The organism is Pelagibaculum spongiae, assembly GCF_003097315.1.
Lineage (GTDB): Bacteria > Pseudomonadota > Gammaproteobacteria > Enterobacterales > Pelagibaculaceae > Pelagibaculum > Pelagibaculum spongiae.
Window position 1 is genome coordinate 203665 of sequence record NZ_QDDL01000003.1, and the last position, 14725, is coordinate 218389.

At 43.0% G+C, this 14725-nt stretch carries 14 protein-coding genes; 7 read left to right on the forward strand and 7 right to left on the reverse strand.

The annotated features are described in order from the left end of the window. Window positions 1-21: 21 nt before the first annotated feature. The gene (locus DC094_RS09875; protein WP_116686945.1) at window positions 22-693 is read right to left on the reverse strand and encodes an NTP transferase domain-containing protein; all 672 of its coding nucleotides are present in this window, start codon (window positions 691-693) and stop codon (window positions 22-24) included. Window positions 694-751: 58 nt separating this feature from the next. Between DC094_RS09875 and yqeC the strand changes: the two genes are divergently transcribed. Beyond that, window positions 752-1648, forward strand: coding sequence for a selenium cofactor biosynthesis protein YqeC (gene yqeC, locus DC094_RS09880; RefSeq protein ID WP_116686946.1), 897 nt, complete (start codon window positions 752-754; stop codon window positions 1646-1648). Window positions 1649-1707: 59 nt separating this feature from the next. After that, window positions 1708-3294, forward strand: a complete 1587-nt coding sequence (gene yqeB / locus DC094_RS09885; RefSeq protein WP_116686947.1) for a selenium-dependent molybdenum cofactor biosynthesis protein YqeB — start codon at window positions 1708-1710, stop codon at window positions 3292-3294. Window positions 3295-3369: 75 nt separating this feature from the next. Here the strand turns inward: yqeB and DC094_RS09890 are convergent, their stop codons facing one another. Then, window positions 3370-3756, reverse strand: a complete 387-nt coding sequence (locus DC094_RS09890; protein WP_116686948.1) for a hypothetical protein — start codon at window positions 3754-3756, stop codon at window positions 3370-3372. A gap of 154 nt (window positions 3757-3910) precedes the next feature. Then, window positions 3911-4540: a 3'-5' exonuclease gene (locus DC094_RS09895; RefSeq protein ID WP_116686949.1), complete on the reverse strand. Its 630-nt coding sequence runs from the start codon at window positions 4538-4540 to the stop codon at window positions 3911-3913. A gap of 576 nt (window positions 4541-5116) precedes the next feature. Here DC094_RS09895 and DC094_RS09905 point away from each other — a divergent pair. From DC094_RS09905 to DC094_RS09920, 4 genes are all read left to right on the forward strand, one after another. Then, window positions 5117-5380: a DUF4212 domain-containing protein gene (locus tag DC094_RS09905; RefSeq protein ID WP_116686951.1), complete on the forward strand. Its 264-nt coding sequence runs from the start codon at window positions 5117-5119 to the stop codon at window positions 5378-5380. A gap of 17 nt (window positions 5381-5397) precedes the next feature. Continuing rightward, the gene (locus DC094_RS09910) at window positions 5398-7215 is read left to right on the forward strand and encodes a sodium:solute symporter family protein (protein WP_116686952.1); all 1818 of its coding nucleotides are present in this window, start codon (window positions 5398-5400) and stop codon (window positions 7213-7215) included. Window positions 7216-7501: 286 nt separating this feature from the next. Then, window positions 7502-9346 carry a DUF294 nucleotidyltransferase-like domain-containing protein gene (locus DC094_RS09915; protein ID WP_116686953.1) on the forward strand — a complete coding sequence of 615 codons (1845 nt, stop codon included), beginning with the start codon at window positions 7502-7504 and terminating at the stop codon, window positions 9344-9346. Between the two features lie 45 nt (window positions 9347-9391). After that, window positions 9392-10012 (forward strand): 3'-5' exonuclease, encoded by a 621-nt coding sequence (locus tag DC094_RS09920; RefSeq protein ID WP_116686954.1) that lies wholly within the window; start codon window positions 9392-9394, stop codon window positions 10010-10012. Window positions 10013-10034: 22 nt separating this feature from the next. Here DC094_RS09920 and DC094_RS09925 read toward each other — a convergent pair whose 3' ends face one another. After that, a complete protein-coding gene (locus DC094_RS09925; protein WP_116686955.1) occupies window positions 10035-10241 on the reverse strand; it encodes a hypothetical protein in 207 nt (68 codons plus the stop codon). Between the two features lie 152 nt (window positions 10242-10393). On the opposite strand from DC094_RS09925, the gene DC094_RS09930 reads away from it, so the two are divergent. Further along, a complete protein-coding gene (locus tag DC094_RS09930) occupies window positions 10394-11893 on the forward strand; it encodes a glycosyltransferase (RefSeq protein WP_116686956.1) in 1500 nt (499 codons plus the stop codon). Between the two features lie 633 nt (window positions 11894-12526). Here DC094_RS09930 and DC094_RS09935 read toward each other — a convergent pair. From DC094_RS09935 to DC094_RS09945, 3 genes are all read right to left on the reverse strand, one after another. Then, window positions 12527-13102: a YdeI/OmpD-associated family protein gene (locus tag DC094_RS09935; protein WP_116686957.1), complete on the reverse strand. Its 576-nt coding sequence runs from the start codon at window positions 13100-13102 to the stop codon at window positions 12527-12529. Window positions 13103-13257: 155 nt separating this feature from the next. Further along, a complete protein-coding gene (locus DC094_RS09940; RefSeq protein ID WP_116686958.1) occupies window positions 13258-13878 on the reverse strand; it encodes a LysE family translocator in 621 nt (206 codons plus the stop codon). 142 nt (window positions 13879-14020) lie between these two features. Then, the gene (locus DC094_RS09945) at window positions 14021-14248 is read right to left on the reverse strand and encodes a YdeI/OmpD-associated family protein (protein ID WP_241504019.1); all 228 of its coding nucleotides are present in this window, start codon (window positions 14246-14248) and stop codon (window positions 14021-14023) included. Window positions 14249-14725 lie beyond the last annotated feature (477 nt).

The window sequence follows — 14725 nt, forward strand, 5'->3', positions numbered from 1 at the left end:
GAAAGTTAGCTGCAGCAGACATCAACTGATACTTTGAATCTGTTGATACCACTGCAACGCTGCCTGATAAGCATCCGGCGTATCTATATCGAGCAAAATGCCCTTGGCTTGTGATGGCGACATCGCTTGTTCAAGTGCTAAATGTGCGGTCGGAAACGGTTGCAATATGGGGCGGATTTTCTCAACTGGCGACTCAGTCGTGGTATTAATTTCAGCAATTGCAGAAAACAATTTTCGTGAAATCAGCACCGGGTGACCTAAGCGATTTCGATATTGAGGGAAAATAACTTCAGCTGTTAGCTGCTGTCGCCAAAACCGCCATAAGTGATGGTAAATTTCTGGTGTTATAAAAGGCATATCACCATGGCTGATAAAACAATGATCATGTTCAATTACATTCAACCCACATTGGATCGATCCCGCCATGCCCTTTGCAAATTCAGCATTAACCACCAGTTCAATTCGCCCGTCATCAGCATATTTTTCCAACAATTGCTCTGCTTGAAAACCTGCCACCAGAATAACTTTCTGACAGGCTTGCAGTGCATTTTCCAACGAAAAATCCAACACCGTTTTATCCGGATGCTGCAAGTCCAGCGGCAAATTCATTTTCCATTGGCCAATACTGGAGTTAAGCATTCGACTGGATTTGCCCGCCGCCATAATTAGGCAGCTGGTATTAATTTTATTCATTTAGCAATCACTTTTTGGCTCTTAGTGTTATCAGCATTTAGTTTTGCGGGAGAGAACAATGTTAGATCAGCATAATAGTAATTGGGTAACTCAACCCTTGTCGCAGCTCATACCTCAGCTCGGCTGGGATAAAAAATCACAAATTATTGCGATATGCGGTGCCGGTGGTAAAACCAGCCTAATGCACAAAATGGGCAGTTATCTATCACAACAAGATTTGAATGTTTTACTCACCACCACCACAAAAATCTATCGCCCTTGCCGGCATAAAGCTAATCACTTGCCCGATAACTTCCAGCTGATCACTGATAAATCCAATACCAGTTTGGCGCAGAAGCTTCGTGATAATTTCGTCAATCAAAATGATAACAATACTCAAAATACTGCTCAAAATGACAATCAAGGCAGCCTAACAATTGCCGCACTGGAACCCGTCGCTGGGTCTATGGCGGCCATGCATAACAAACTTTGTGGTATTTCAACCGAACTACCTACTCGGCTGATTGAGCAAAAACTGTTTGATATCGTCATAGTTGAAGCCGATGGTGCGGCAAGAAAGCCACTAAAAGCCCCTTCAGGTCAAGAACCAATAATCCCTACTGGCACAAATCTTGTAATTGGATTATCAGGCTGGGAAGGATTATCGCAACCGATCAGTAATCAGCTGGTTCACCGGCTGGATCAATTCTGCCAACTGACAGGTCTAGCGCCCGGTGAATATGTTAGCCCTAATGCCCTAGAAAAATTAATCCTTAGCCCAGAAGGCCTTTTTCAGAACAGACCACCCAAAGCCAAATGTTGCTGGTTGATTAATCAGGCAGATAATCAACAACAGCAACAACAGGCTGCCGAATTAGCACAAACACTGGCAACTCGTGCTAATGATTTCGGCGCCGACTGGCTTTCGGTGATCCTAGCAGGATCACTGCAGCAGGATGCTTTATTCATACGATAAAGCCGCCGCAGCATGTGCAGTGACAGATGCGTAGAATAGAGCAGAGTTGAATTAAAATTATGAATTTATTCGCAGAAGCCGCACATCTTTCAGAAGCCAATATTCCTTTTGCAATGGCGACCATTGTCGAAACTAAAGGCCATGCACCGCGTCATAGCGCACGAATGTTAATCCATAAAGACGGCTCGTTACTGGGTACTATTGGCGGCGGCGTTGCCGAACGCTACGTAGTCGACCAAGCGCTAGAAGCCATCAACCAACGCGCGCCTAGAACGGTTTATTGCGGGTTAACCCATAACGGTAAACAAGCACTCGGCTCTGACTGTGCTGGCGGCATAAGCGTTCATATTGAAGTTCATGGATTAAAGCCAGAACTGTTATTAGTTGGCGGCGGCCATGTAAATAACGCGGTAGCTCACCTAGCAGCAGGGCTAGGCTTTTCCATTATCGTCACCGACAGCTATTTACCTAGCCTTGACCCAATGAAGTTCCCCCATGAAGCTAAATTAATTCATGGCGAAACCATGGTCGAGGCATTAGCAAAAACCACCATCACCGCTAACACCCACGCCTTAGTCGCAACCAACCATGAAGATACCGAAGGCTTAACCAGCGTTATTGATTCCGAAGCCAGTTTTATTGGCTTGCTCGGCAGTCGCGCTAAAGTAAGAACCTTAATTGAGCGGATGCGAAACCGTGGTATTGATGATGCGATTTTAGCCAATTTACATGCACCGCTTGGCTTAGATATTGGTGGAGAAACACCGAAAGAAATTGCTATTAGCATCATGGCTGAATTGATGATGGAACAAAACGGTCGTAGCGGTCAGCCAATGAATAAACTGCAAGATCGCTATAACCAAAAACTAGTGGCGATTCGTGGTGCTGGCGATATCGCAACCGGCGTGGCGATTCGTTTGCATAATGCAGGTTATCGCATTGTGATGATGGAAATGGCCAAGCCAACCGTTATCCGCACCAGCGTTAGCTTTGCTCAAGCGCAGTTTGACGGCGAAGCAACCGTTGAAGGTATTGCTGCCGAAAAGGCTGAAGACGGCAAACATGCAATTGCCATTATGGATGCCGGAAATATTGCAGTAATTACTGATGCTGACGGTCATTATCTAAAACAATTAAAACCTCGTTTTTTAATTGATGCCATTTTAGCCAAACAAAACCTCGGCACCCGCATGACCATGGCACCCACCACCATTGGATTGGGCCCTGGCTTTACTGCACAGCAAGACGTTCATGCAGTCATCGAAACCAACCGCGGTCATCGTTTAGGCAGGGTAATTGTTCAGGGCTCTGCAGCAGAAAATACTGGAATTCCGGGCAATATTGCAGGCTTTACTAGTGAGCGCGTATTACGCGCACCTTGTGCCGGTATATTTACCAGCAATAAAAAGCTAGGTGATCTGGTAAAAAAAGGTGAAGAAATTGCGCGAATTAATAACCAGCCGTTAACAGCCTCCATCGATGGCATGTTGCGGGGATTATTAAATAATGGATTAGAGGTTAGCGAAGGTTTTAAAGTCGGTGATATTGACCCTAGAGGTGAAAAGGCCGACTACCTAACTGCATCAGACAAAGCCAGAGCAATTGGCGGCGGCGTTTTAGAAGCGATGCTGCAATTGAGCAATTAAACCGGCAATTAACATTTGTTAGCCGGAAAATTTAATGTCTTCTGGCTAACAAATCCTATTACAAGACGCTAAACTTTAACGCCGCTGTGCTTCTATTTGCGTAAACATGGTCGCCAACCGATCTAACGAATTAAAAATTAATCTGATAGATTGCTCGACTTGCTGAATCTGTTGCTGATCTGTTTGCTTGGAAACCAATGCATCATAATGCTGTACCAGTGTTACCTGTGCCTGCTCAATAAAAACAAGAATGTCTGTTGCTGGCGTAAGTCGCAATTGGCGGCAAGCAGCTTGCCCCCATGCCGGTGATCCAAATTTTTCAAATGACCGAAAGCATGGCTCAACCAAGGCAATATACTGGTTGGTTTGGCCGGCAACTTTATCAAGCACCGGGCTAGCCGAAACATTTGCCATCGGTGTTATTGCCAATGCCAACAATATAGGAAGCAGTAATTTTTTCATAAGTTTCAATGGCCAATACCCGCTAATATTCCGTAAAGCCTAGCTCTATAAACCGTAATTTCCAGCGGTTAAGCCAAGCGATGCAGACCTTTGGACCATCAACTCATTCCAGCTATCACTGCGCTGACTATACCCAAATCACTTCAAGGTGCAGCTAACTCGCCTTAGCAAACTTTTGTAACACACTAGACACTTGCCCTTTAGGCTTTTTGGCCAGCTTTTGTAACAAAGAAAATGGAATCTGTTCGATTGGATATTGCCCTTGAATATCTTGCAGCATTTGCAGCCACAAATAAGCGGTCATTTCAGCATCTGCTAAAGCCCGGTGATAGGTGCCATCGGTGGGTAATTGCTTATATTCAACCAAAGTACCCAGCTTATGATTAGGTGCTTGTTGGTAAAGTCTTCTGGCCAGCAGCATTGAACAAGCAAAACTACCGCTATAGCTAGCACGAGTTCTTGCTAATTCTGCATCGAGAAATCGTTGGTCAAATGATGCATTGTGAGCGACTAAGTTGTGCCCTGCGATAAACTCGGCAAACTGCGGCATCACATGTTGTGCTTTTTCAGCCTTTTGCAACATCGCATTGGTTATCCCAGTGTAATCTGCAATAAAACCACTTATTCGAAAACCCGGATTGATCAACTGCTGGAACCGATCGGTAATCTGACCCGACTCAATAAGCACCGCACCAATTTCAATCGCCCTATCTCCCATGTCAGGGGATAAACCACTAGTTTCAAAATCCAATACAACGACCGTGTCAGCATTTCTCTGCGACATGAAAAACCACCTAAAACTTAATTGGCGCCAGTGTATGGCTGATCAAACCTTCCATGCAATAGTTGACTCGATGAATAAAGACGCCCCCATGACACAGCCCAACAATCTGCTTTGAAGCCACAACTTAGCTAAAGATCCAACGCAAGCTATAAAGGCCAAAATAAAAAATAATGACAAAGTAGCTAAAAGTAACAGGCTCGCCCAATTAAAAAATCGCAACAACCCACCACAAGCAACTGATAACAAAAGATATAAAATCAAAACATTCAATACAATTGATTCATTTTCAAGCCATATTCGACCAAAGTCGGATAGCTGATACGCCTTGCTTCGGAGATAGTGAATATCAACCTGTAACAAGCCCATTTTTAAGCAGCTGTTGGCCGAACCTCTCAGGTGAAGCACGCCGCGATAAATCAATAACCGGGTTAAGACAGGTCGGGATCAATACGATCTTGCTGCGACGTAGGTGTCACAGTCGATACAGAAATAAACAGCCGTATCAGCTATTTCACTTACTCAAATTGCTCTCTCTCAAGAGCAAAACATAAGCCCCCATAGAGGAGGAGGTTAATTATGCAGGCCTCAGAAAAATCGAACGAGGCGTACTGGCAAGCCAATATAAAACTGCTTTTAAAGTGTATGGCTGTCTGGTTTTCGGTTTCGTTTTTATGTGGAATCCTACTGGTTGAACCACTCAACAATATCCCGTTAGGTGGCTTCAAACTTGGTTTCTGGTTCTCTCAACAAGGTGCAATCTACGGATTTTTGGTTTTGATATTTGTTTACGCCAGACAAATGGAAAAACTCGATAAAAAATTCGATGTGGACGAAGACTAACTTTTGAGGATCAACTGATGGATCTACAAACTCTGACGTATCTGGTAGTAGGTGCGAGTTTCGCCCTCTACATCGGAATAGCGATCTGGTCTCGAGCAGGCAGCACTAAAGAATTTTACGTTGCTGGCGGTGGTGTCCACCCAATCGCAAACGGTATGGCAACCGGCGCCGATTGGATGTCTGCTGCATCATTTATTTCAATGGCTGGTCTAATTTCCTTTTTAGGATATGAAGGCGGCATGTACTTAATGGGCTGGACCGGTGGTTATGTTCTGCTGGCGATGCTTTTAGCACCTTATCTTCGCAAATTCGGAAAGTTTACTGTTCCTGAATTTATCGGTGATCGTTATTACTCTTCTACTGCTCGGGTGGTTGCAGTAATTTGCTTAATCTTTATATCCTTCACTTATGTCGCCGGACAAATGCGCGGCGTTGGTATTGTATTCTCCCGCTTTTTGGAAGTTGAAATTCTTACTGGTCTAATGATCGGTATGGGTATTGTATTTATCTATGCCGTTCTTGGTGGCATGAAAGGCATTACCTACACTCAAGTCGCTCAATATTGCGTATTGATTTTTGCTTACACCGTTCCTGCGGTATTTATTGCATTCCAGTTCACTGGCAACCCAATCCCTCAGTTAGCACTCGGTTCTGAAATGGCCGACGGCTCAGGGTTCCTACTCGATAAACTGGATAAAACCTTGGTCGATCTTGGCTTTGGTAGTTACACCTCGCCCTTTAACGACAAGAGCATGATTGACGTATTTGCGATCACTCTTGCACTCATGGTCGGTACTGCTGGCTTGCCCCACGTAATCGTTCGCTTTTTCACCGTTCCTAGCGTAAAGGCTGCGCGTCAGTCTGCAGGTTGGGCATTAGTATTCATCGCTTTGTTGTACACCACTGCTCCTGCAGTTGGCGCACTGGGTCGAATGAATCTGGTAGACAGCATTAACGGTAGCGACGGTTCAGGTACCGCATATTCTGAAATTCCGGGCTGGTTTAAAACCTGGGAAAATTCAGGTCTGCTCGGCTGGTTTGACCACAACGGTGATGGCAAGGTGCAGTACGCCGCAGGTGGCGCTATGACCGGCAAACCTACCTTTAGCGGTGATCGTGGCGATTACGGCGAGCGGTTGGTTTCCAACCCATCAGCTGGTAAAGCCATTAACGGCGCACCTTTCGCTAACGAGATCTATGTTGACCGAGACATTATGGTATTGGCCAACTCAGAAATCGCACAGTTACCCAACTGGGTTATTGCACTCGTCGCCGCGGGTGGTATTGCAGCAGCATTATCGACCGCAGCCGGGCTGCTACTGGTTATTTCTTCATCGATTTCTCACGATTTGTTAAAAGGCACCTTTATGCCCAACATTAGTGAGAAAAGTGAATTAATGGCCGGTAGATTTGCAGCGGCAGCCGCAATCTGTATTGCGGGTTATCTAGGAGCTAATCCGCCCGCCTTCGTGGCTCAGGTGGTGGCATTCGCCTTCGGTCTTGCCGCCTCCTCACTGTTCCCGGTTATTCTGATGGGTATCTTCTCCCGCAGAATGAATAAGGAAGGTGCAATCTCCGGCATGCTGGCAGGTTTGGTATTTACCATGGGCTATATCATTTACTTCAAAGGTGTATTCGTTGCACCGATGGCAGCCAACATTCCTGCTAACTGGTTGTTCGGTATCTCGCCTGAAGGTATTGGTTCAATAGGTATGCTTGTAAACTTCGCTGTTGCCTTTACCGTTTCACGGTTTACCGCGAAGCCTCCAGAAGCTATCCAAAAGCTAGTGGATCATATCCGGATTCCACGTGGTGCAGGTGGTGCAACTCATTAAACGCCACAAGCGTGAAATGAACTGAAGATGGTCAGTCTTTTTCTGACCATCCCCAAAGTCCGGCTCTGCCAGTATTTACTGTCAGGGCCGGATTGCTTTAAAAAGTAAGATAATGGTTTGATGGATGTAAGTTTGACAAGCCGCAGGCGCAATCAGACACCTTTAAATTTATTACTCAGAATGATTAACACCAAATAATATGGCGCGTATAATTAAACGATTAACTGTTATTTAAAATTATTCAAAACAAGGTTAATAATTTTTTATTATTTCAGGGAGCCTGCAGATGTCTCAAAACAAAACGCCTCCGGACAGCAAACAACCCAATTTGCTTAACCAGCGCTTTCATCAGCCTCCTTTTGATTGCTTGACTGAAAGCCAACGCCATCAATTAGAACACGCCACGAGCATTAGCTGGTTTAAGCCCGGCGAAAAGCTGATTCGCGCAGGCACTGCACCAGCTTCTCTGATGGTGGTACAAAAAGGCATTATTGAAGAACGCAGCCCGACTGATCCCAAAAAAATCTACGCCCATTACGCCGAAGAAGATTTATTTGATGTTCGTGGTCTGCTCGAAAAAAATGCGCGCCACGAATATATCTGTTTAGAAGAAGCTTTAATTCATGAAATTCCTGCTGAATTATTTTTAACCCTTTGCAAGCAAAACACTGAATTCCAGCAAAATTTTCAAGCCAACCTTGGCGATAAGCAACAGCAATTAAATCAACAAGAGCGCACATCCAATCAACCTAACATGGCTGATTTTCTACTCAGTCGAATTACCGCTGAACATTGCAAGCCAGCATTAACGGTTTCTGGTTTAACCAGCTTGTCAGAATGCGCCCGTCTAATTGAAGACAAAAACCTTGATGCCTTGTTAATCGACTTAAACCCTCAACTAGGCATGATCACCCGCACCGATCTATTAAAAGCATTAGCAATTAAACAGCTGCCTTTAACTGCCAATGTTGCCCCGGTTGCTATCACGCCACTGATTAGCGTCGCTGTCGGCGGATATCTGTTCGATGCATTACTGCTAATGACCCAAAAGCGTATTGAGCGCGTTGCTGTGTTTGATGGCAGCCAGTTAGTCGGCATGTTGGATTTAACCGCCATACTATCGCTTGCGTCCAGCCACTCACATTTAATGGCGATGCGGATTGCCCGTGCCAATGATTTATCAGAACTAATTGAGCTATCACCAGAAATAGAACAGCAAGTTCGCAGCCTATTTAGTAATGGCGTGCGTACTGGTTTTGTCATGAAGTTAGCATCCACTCTCAACCGACAGCTCATCAAACGGTTATTCGAGCTTCACTTCCCCAAAGAATATCACTCGCAAGTTTGCTTGCTGGCGCTGGGCAGTGAAGGACGCAGCGAGCAGGTTTTAAAAACCGATCAAGACAACGCGCTTATTTTTGATGACGACTTCCCTAGACCACCGCAGCAGTTATTAGAAGGCTTTAGCGAGCTACTAATGGCTTGTGGCTGGCCGCGTTGCCCAGGCAATATTATGGTGTCGAATCCGCACTGGGTATTTAGCCAAAAAGAATTGAAAAAACGCATTATCGGCTGGATGGATAACAGCAACCCTCAGCGAATGATGGAAATGGCCATGATGGCCGACGCAGATTGTCTAGCGGGCAATAGCAAACTACTCGATGGTTTTTACGGTGAGCTCAACAGCCAGCTCGGTCGACGACAGTCATTTTTAGCTGGCTTTGTCGCACCGGCACTGCACTTTGAAACACCACTGACCTTTTTTGGTCGCCTTAAAGAAGGTGCCGACCATAAAATTGACATTAAAAAAGCCGGTATTTTCCCATTGGTTCATGGCATTCGCGCACTCGCGCTGGAGCAACGCATTCGCGCCCGCTCTTCCACCGACCGGTTAGATACATTAAATACCAAAGATAAAATCGACCCTAACCAGGCATCAAAGCTGGAAGAAGCTTTTTTGGTATTAAATCGATTGCGGCTAGAGCAACAAATTGCTGGCGACTGTGATGGCAACAAACTCGATTTAAGCAAGCTAGATTATCGCCGCCGCGACATGCTACGGCTCTGCTTGCATACGGTTAAAAAGTTTCGGCAGTTCTTGCATCATCATTTCCACTTGGAAACATTATGATCAGCCAGCTTTGTGCAAAAGATCACTTTTAAGAGGAAATATGTGATGCTGCAGAACCTGTTACCCGGAAAACTAAAAAGTCGGTGGCTTAACTACCAACTAAATAAACAGCAACATGAATTTGCTGATTGCTTTCAGCCAGCTATTAAAGGCGAAATCATCAGCCTAGATATGGAAACCAGCTCTCTAGATACCCAGCATGCTGAAATATTAGAAATTGCCGCAGTGCCGATTCGCCATGGAAAAATCTACCCGGGGCAAACACTAGAGCTGCGCGTTAAGCCACTAAAAGCACTTAATCCCACTTCAGTGCCGATTCACCAGATTCGTGAAATAGATCTACAGCAAGCGCTAGGTGCTGAACAGGCAATCAAACAGTTAATCCAATTCATCGGTGCCCGGCCATTATTGGGATACAACATTCGTTTTGATCAAAAAATATTAAATCGTTATTACAAAGCCTTGCTAGGGTTTGAACTACCCAACCCAACCCTAGAACTTTCTCACCGCTACTATAAAAAGAAACTACATAGCCAGCCTGATCACATTACCGATTTACGTTTGGAAACCATCTGCAGCGAACTGGATATTCCAATGCTAGATCGCCACTCTGCCAAGGGTGATGCTCTCACCGTCGCACTGGCCTGGAGCAAATTGGGCAAATAAATTCAAAGCGAGCATACGAGATTCAAAGCCGAATAAAATACGGAATAGCCATCAAAACCACACCAACGATTAGTAGCATGGTCACGCTAGGCATAAAATAGGGAAATACGAAAAGAGCTAAACCTGTACACAAAGGAACAATCGCTTTTTGTTTCCTTCCATACATAAAGAATCCAACACCAATACTGCCAAACAAAACACTCCAAATCATTATTGAAGAACCATCCATTTGAAAATCACCTACTTGCTATTAAATCAATTAGACAATACTGCTTATCACAAGGGTGCGTCATCATCCATATTGTAATTATTCATTGGGCGTTACGATAACACATAAGCTACGTTTACTACGGGATTTGAGATAGAAAAGAGGATGCCTGAGTGCCATTTGGAAAATATAAAGCCATAGTACCTCAATGGCAAAATGTCACTGCTAAGTACAAGCTGGTTGTGACAGTGTACATTGCCAAACTCAGGTCAATTGTTCAGGGTCTGGAGGTGAATAATCCGAAAGCACCTTCAGGAAACTCAGGTGCAGACTATTTACGAGATCACCTCAAAAAAATAGAAGCTTGCTCTAAAATAGATAACTACGGCGAGTTTTATCATCTTGCCATGTACTTAATGCAAGTGATCAGCCCTTCTGAGCCAATTCTTCCAGTTAAACCTAAAGACTTTCCTAACGCTTTAAATTTTTCAGAACAAACCCGAGATGCCTTGTATGGCTTGAAATCTTGGTTGATTGGATTTGATGGTTGTTCGGGAACTATCCAAACAGCGTTTCCTCCGCAACAATTGCCGTCAGTAAAGAGCTCGACTAATTTACAACAGCTTTTACGCGATATCGGCCGTGGTATGCCATCAAACCCCCGTAGCCAGCCTGGCGTTCGAAGCATACATCGAATTTGGCTAGGGAAGTTTCCATCAGATGAAATGTTGCTCCAAGTATATGCGTGCAACCTTGAAGTAGCTAAATCAATACGGCCAGTGTATTTTGTCTCCCATAATTATTTATGGACCAACAATAAAAAGCTGCTTGCATTTTCTGACAGCGGAATAAAACCTTATAGCTATTTTAAAATTAAGAATGCTGAATGGCTGATTGACGATTATCAAACGCCACATGCACTTGCAATTGAAGCAAGATCTCAAATACATTGGCAAAACTATGCAAATGCTTCCGATATATTAAGGATTCTGGCTCTATATCATTACGGCGGCCTTTACTTAGATATGAGCTGGATTACAAACCCTCATAATTTTAATGGTGCTACCGAAAGAGGGTACTTAACACCTAATTTAGAATCTATATATTTGCTAAATTCATATTCTTGTCTAAAACAATCTACTGACCAGATCTACTCTTTTCCTCCATTTTCTACCACTAATAATATGATAAAAGCAAAAAGAAGCGGAGACTATCAGTATACCTTTCTAGAATCACAACGCTGCAAGATAGATTCTTTAGAAATAACGCAGCTTTACGTTGGAACGCCAGGCCACCCTTTTATCTCAGAGGTCATGATAACACTCAATAATATGATATGCTCTGATCGTTACATGCCTATAAAAGGAAGGCATCTGAAAAAAGTTTTCTATAAAGGTGTTCATGGTACTTCATATTATAAAGATTTGTGCGGAGACATGCACTTAGGCTCCCTAGTGATATCCGCCTTGGAAAATAATGCGATGAGATTTTTGGCCAATCATAAATCACCTTATAATTTACAAGTAAGCCCTGAGAACATTATAAGTTATTGTTTTCAAATAAAAAACGGCATATCACCAAGGCTCAGTACTTTATTTCAATGCGCTATATTTAACACCAATAAATCCTGGTCGACGTGCAACAGGAAAAGGCCAATTTTAGCTGAGATTTAAAAATATCGTCGTATTTGTTTTTGCACTATTTAACAGATATGGCACATATAAACCCGGGTGCGCCACAGGCTTACCCAGGCTACGAAAACCGATTAGCTTTCATTAATAAAACTCTGATATTCAAATTAATACCAAACCAAGGGCCGTGGAAATAAATAATTTTTCTGTATCTTCTCGTAGGTCATCCCTGAGCCTCGGCGAAGCGTGACATTTCGTTGGCGAGTCGCTATTCGCTTCGCTCATGACGAATTACATTAAGGACGTCTATTAAATTCCGCGCCCCTAAAATAGGTTGGGTAAGCCTGTAGGCGCACCCAACAACATCCAAAAACCAATCGGCTTTAATCAATGTAACTCTGACATTTCAATTAATACCAAACTAAAGTAGGCTGGGTAAGCTTGTAGGCACACTCAACAACATCCAAAAACCAATCGGCTTTAATCAATGTAACTCTGACATTTCAATTAATACCAAACTAAAGTAGGCTGGGTAAGCCTGTAGGCGCACTCAACAACATCCAAAAACCAATCGGCTTTAATCAATGTAACTCTGACATTTCAATTAATACCAAACTAAAGTAGGCTGGGTAAGCCTGTAGGCGCACTCAACAATTACCCTATATTGAGCGCTATTTATTTAGGCTTTTCTTGGTTAACAAGCATATTGATAAACTTCGTATACCGCTTTAATCTGGTTTCTGGTTTCTTGGCACTGATCAAACCGTAGGCAATAGCATAACGACTCGATTTATTAAGCGTTTCAAAAAATGCTTTAACTTTCGGCTGGCGTTCCAATGCAGCTAGGAAATCTTCAGGCACTTCTATTTCACTTGCCACATAAGCTTTCTCCCAACGGCCATCCTCTTTTGCCGCACGAATAGGCACCAGCCCTGCTTCCATCATCCGGCCTTCACTGATCAAACGTTCTGCATGCTCAGTGTTCCTTTTAGACCAATTGCTTCGCGCTTTTCTGGGAGTAATACGCTGGAGATAAGCTTGCTCATCAATTGATTTCTTAACACCATCAATCCAACCCCAACATAGCGCCTCGATCACAACATCATCCCAAGTTACACTCTGAATCCCCGTGTTTTTCTTGTATATCTTCACCCAGAGTTCACTGTCAGAGGCGTGGTTCATCTTTAGCCAATGACCGAGGTCTTTCGATGTAACAAATGTCATGATTCTTGATGGATCAGCTTCAGGCATTAATTAGATTCTCTAGGGTGATCACTGACAGCCATAATATCAACAACCTAACTTAAAATTATTGTAATAACTATTTACCAGTAAACTTGAGAAGCAGTTTACTCATAAGCTTAATTTTTCCGAATATTTGGAAAGCTTTGGCTGGCACGGTTTTTTTAGCCCTTATTTTGTATTGTAGCGGTAATAGCACCAGCCCCAACGAGCATACCACCACTAACTTTATTAAAACCATTTTGAAATTTAACTGAACTAACTTTATTGCGTAATATGCCTGAAAATGTAGCGTAAAATGTAACACTCAGAGTTGAGACAACAAGAAAGCTTACTGCCATAATTATCATTTGCGACAAAACTGGGGAATTAGCGTTAATAAATAAAGGGAAAAACGCCATAAAAAATATAATACCTTTCGGATTTAAAGCAGTTACCAATAACGAATTGAAATAAACAGAACTTTTTTCCATCTGTTTTAACTCTATGTGTGCGGCAGTTGCTTTTGTACAGAAAGCTTTTATACCTAGGTATAATAAATACAACGCCCCCGCCCATTTTAAAATATTAAATAGCGTTGCTGACGTCGCTAATAGAGCGCCCATCCCTACAAATGAAAAACTCATAGCAATGACATCACCAGATAAAGTACCAGCCACTAAAGGAGTAACCGATTTTTTTCCATGCTCTAACGCTTTTCCCATAACCAAAAATACGGTTGGTCCAGGTGAAAAACATAAAACCATTGATGCGGCAATGAATGAAATCCAAACTTCAATACTCAATTGATTCTCCAATGAGGGCTAACGAACCTGTAGATTAACCAGAACACTTAACCCGAACACTTGCCACCCATAATGGTACTTGGCCAAGAATAAGATATTTTTATAAAGAGCAAACCAATAAACCAACTAGTTTACTCATAAATTATTTTTTACCTTGCATAGCCACCTTTTGGGTGGCACTATTTTTTATCCAACCCCAACATAGCGCCTCGATCACAACATCATCCCAAGTTACACTCTCAATCCCAGATTTTTTCTTGTATATCTTCACCCAGAGTTCACTGTAAGAGGCGTGATTCACCTTCAACCAATGACCGAGATCTTCCGGCGTAACAAATGTCATGATTTTTAATGGATCGGGCTCAGGCATTAATTGGGTTCTCTTGGGTGATCACTGACAGCCATAATATCAACAACCTAACTTAAAATTATTGTAATAACTATTTACCAGTAGACTTGAGAAGCAGTTTACTCATAAGTTTCATTTTCCTAAATATTAGGAAACCTTTGGCTGGCAAGGCTTTTCATTCTTGTGAGCGATATGCCCCTAAAGCGGTTAACTGCTCAAGAGTGAAGCTCTTGGCTTGAGTTGATCCAGTAACTTGCTCAGTAACTTGCTTGCCAACCACAATCGTGTTTGGCCAATAAGATAATAAGATATTTTTATAACAAGCAAACGAATAAATCATCAAACCAGTTTACTCATAAATTATTTTTTATCTTGTATAGTCATATTTTTGGGTGGCATCAGTTTTTAGTTTTTACTTATAAGCTTAATTTTTTCGAATATTAGGAAACCTTTGGCTGGCACTAGCTTCTTTGGCATCTGTTTTACTTGCAACCATAT